The organism is Rhodococcus sp. CX, from assembly GCF_015865005.1.
In the GTDB taxonomy this organism is placed as follows: domain Bacteria; phylum Actinomycetota; class Actinomycetes; order Mycobacteriales; family Mycobacteriaceae; genus Rhodococcus.
In genome coordinates this window covers 110,775-114,176 of sequence record NZ_JADZGH010000061.1, presented here as the reverse complement: position 1 = coordinate 114,176, position 3,402 = coordinate 110,775, and the positions used below count along the sequence as shown (strand labels likewise).

Sequence of the window (3,402 nt, the reverse complement as noted above, 5' to 3'; positions counted from 1 at the left end):
CCCCCACAGGCCGAGAGCGACACATACTGCGTACAGCGCCACCGCCGCCGTCCAACCGGTCGTGAATCCGCCGGTGTAGTCGGTCATCAACCCCATGAGCGCGGGCCCGCCGGCGAAGCCGAGGTACATCCCGACCGCGATGGCGCTCGAAGCGCGCCCCACGGTGCTGGTCCGAACCACGCGGAGCGCGCCGGCCATCAAGACCACGTTGGCCGCGAGCGCGGTCGCGCCGTGAACACCGACGCCGAGCCACAGGAGGGGAAGCCATCCCACAAGATCGGCGCCGAGCAGTGCGAGTGCGCCGAGCGTAGAGCCTGCCGCGAGGATCGACAGCAGGATGAACGGGCCTGCGTTCCCGGCAAGCGCGCGTCCCCAGCCGATCCGCGCGGTGACACCGATCAGGCCGGCAATCGCGGCGGTCAGCCCGGCCACGGTCAGGTTCAGTCCCATCTCGTCGTGCGCGAACAGCGGAAGGTAGACGTTGGTGGCCTGAAGGGCGGCGCCGGAGAACAGGGCGTAGGCGGCGAACAGCCAGACGGCCGGGGGCAGTGCTCGGTGCTCGGCACGGCCGGAGGAAGGTTCGGCGAATTCCGGGGCGCTCGCCGGCCGCTGAGAACGGCCACGAGACGGTGCGAAATGCCAGGCCGCGACAGCCGAGATGCCCGCGACGGCCGCGCCGACCCACAGTGGGCCTCGCCACCCCCAGGCAAGTGCCAGGGTGGGGCATCCGACTCCGGCGGCGAGTTGACTGGCTTGCACCCCCGACTGCTTCACTCCGATCCAGGGTGATCGTTTGGCCGACGGGGCGTGGTCACTGATCATGCGGTTGGTGACCGGGTTCGACAGCGCCTGTGCAGCCCCGGACAAGGCCATGGCTGCGAGTAACCACAGGTAGTTCGTCGACAGCGCCGCGACGACGAACGAGAGTCCGGCGCCCGCGAATATCGTGACGAGCAGGGCGCGAGCAGGGAAGCGATCACTGAATCGCCCCAAGGTCAGGGACAGGGCAGCCGCCATCAGGAAGCTGAGCGTGGCAAGCATCCCGAACTGCACCGCGGTGATGCCGAGCGAGTCGATGACCAGCGCACTCGTCGCGCTCAGCCCGTAGGTCAGCAGTGGGCCGATCGCCATGGCCGCAGTCAGGAGCGGCAGCAGTCCTCGGGAATCATGGTTGTTCACTACAGGCACTCCATCGACAGTCCTATTGCTGCGCGCCTTGCTGCGCGACGAGGAACACGGTCTCGAACCGTGGCGTCCGCATAGCGTTCAAGCAGCCAATCTTCGGACGCAAGTGTCGCACACCTGAAGGCGGCGCCTACCTGTGCCGCACTCCGGCGCATCGTGGGTCATCGGAGCGTGGCAACGGGTACAGGGCCGCCGCTGGGCAGATCAGGGGTGCTTCGACCGCCGGGCAGCCGTTCGTGCCCCGCAGTGGGGCGTGCGATCAGATATCGATTCCTGCGCGCAGTTCCAGGGAGATCCGACCGGCGGTTTCGAGGAGCGGGGGGAGGTAGCGCGGAACCAGGGTGCGCGCAGGTTCGTGTGTTTGGTACATCGACACGGTGAGTGCGCCGACGACACGGCCGGTTCGGGAGCGCAGCGGCACCGACAACGCTTGCACTCCGACGTCGAGAAGCTGATCGGCGAAGGCCCAGCCCTGACGGCGGATGATGTCCAACTCGCGCTCGAGTCGGCTGCGCTCGTCGTGAGCGGGCGCCGAGTGGGGATCCTGGGTACCGGTGAGATCGAGATGCCGGTCCAGTTCGGCTTCGGGAAGTGCGGCCAGCAGCACCCGCCCGGCCGCGGTCCGATGGGCGGGCAGTCGGCTACCCGACTTCAAGGACACCGACATGCCGGACGCGATGTCCACCCTGTTGACGTACCGGATGTCCGGGCCGTCGAGCACCGTGACGGATGCGGAGAGTCCCAGGTTTCGCGTAAGTGCTTCGAGGTGCGGCTGGCACACGTCGGCAAGGGTGAACCTCGACAGATTGGCGTAGCCCAGTTCGAGTACCTGCGGTGTCAGGGTGAACTTGCGGGCGGAAACCTCGATGTATCCGAGTTCGACGAGGGTGTGCAGGAATCGCCGCGCCGCCGAGCGGGGAAGTCGGCACCGTTCTGCTACCTCGGTCAGCGTGAGGTGGCGATGGTCGCGGTCGAAGGTGGTGAGTACCGCGATGGCGCGTTCGAGTGATTGGACCGCGTCCTTCGGGCGTGCCGGCCGCACGGGCGTCGACGACGGTACGGCATCCACCGCGCTCTTGGCTCGCGTCATCTGCTCCCTCTCCGGTGGCTGCACTCACCGAGTGCCTCATTGGATCCCACGACATTGGATCCCACGACCGCGAGTGTAGTGGAGTCCGATCTGCGCGCATATGCGCGTTCTTCCTGGACGCTTCGAGCTGGAGTGCGCGCTTTCGGGGGTGGCGGGCCCCGGCGCGGCTCGGAGGCCGAACACCGAGGACCAGGGGCTTTGGGCGAGAGATAAGGCCGCCCATGGTTGACGCTGCGAAGCGACGTGTGCCACAGTGCTTCCACCGATTAATTTCCGCGCAAGTGCGCGCTATTCGGACGCAATCAGCCGTTGAAAGTCGAAAGGACTGCCATGCTGACGCAAGACCAAAACACCCTGCTGGTGCAGACGGGCCCCGATACGCCGATGGGCCGGCTCTTTCGCCGATACTGGATCCCGGCGTTGCTGGCGGAGGAGTTGCCGGAACCGGACTGCGCCCCGGTCCGGGTCAAGTTGCTCGGCGAGCAACTGATCGCATTCCGCGACACCCAGGGCAGGCTCGGGCTGCTCGACGAGTTCTGCAGTCACCGCACCGCCTCGCTGTACTTCGGCCGCAACGAGGACTGCGGGCTGCGCTGCGCATACCACGGCTGGAAGTACGACGTCGAGGGCAACTGCGTCGACATGCCGTCCGAACCGGAGGACTCGAAGTTCAAGTCCCGAATCAAGCAGAAGGCGTACCCGTGTGTCGAGCGCGGCGGCGTGATCTGGACCTACATGGGTCCGCCCGAGCTGAAACCCGAACTCCCCGAACTCGAATGGGCCATGCTCGGCGACGGCCACCGATTCGTCTCGAAGCGACTGCAGGAGACGAACTACCTGCAGGCAATGGAGGGCGGGATCGACTCGAGTCACGTCTCGTTCGCCCACCGCTTCAACCTCGACGACGACCCGATGCACTCGGGAACCGAGGGCAACAAGTACCTCAAGGCCGACACCCGCCCCAAGTTCGAGGTCGCCGAGAGCAACGGCGGTCTGGTCATCGGTGCTCGCCGCAACGCCAGTGAAGAGGAGTACTACTGGCGGATCACCCAGTGGATCATGCCCTGGTACACCATCATTCCGCCGTTCGGCACCCACAATCCGCTCGGCGGGCATGCCTGGGTGCC

Annotated in this window: 3 protein-coding genes; 1 reads left to right on the top strand and 2 read right to left on the bottom strand. The window is 66.6% G+C overall.

All coding sequences use genetic code 11. The features are described from left to right. Together I0Q12_RS06510 and I0Q12_RS06505 are read right to left on the bottom strand one after the other, a co-directional pair. Nucleotides 1–1,179 (bottom strand): nitrate/nitrite transporter (locus I0Q12_RS06510; RefSeq protein ID WP_197251153.1); only part of this gene is annotated, 1,179 nt, incomplete at its 3' end. Between the two features lie 265 nt (nucleotides 1,180–1,444). Beyond that, nucleotides 1,445–2,275, bottom strand: coding sequence for an IclR family transcriptional regulator C-terminal domain-containing protein (locus I0Q12_RS06505; RefSeq protein ID WP_197251152.1), 831 nt, complete (start codon nucleotides 2,273–2,275; stop codon nucleotides 1,445–1,447). Between the two features lie 330 nt (nucleotides 2,276–2,605). On the opposite strand from I0Q12_RS06505, the gene I0Q12_RS32145 reads away from it, so the two are divergent. Continuing rightward, a partial coding sequence (locus I0Q12_RS32145; RefSeq protein WP_231610107.1) for a Rieske 2Fe-2S domain-containing protein occupies nucleotides 2,606–3,402 on the top strand: 797 nt, incomplete at its 3' end.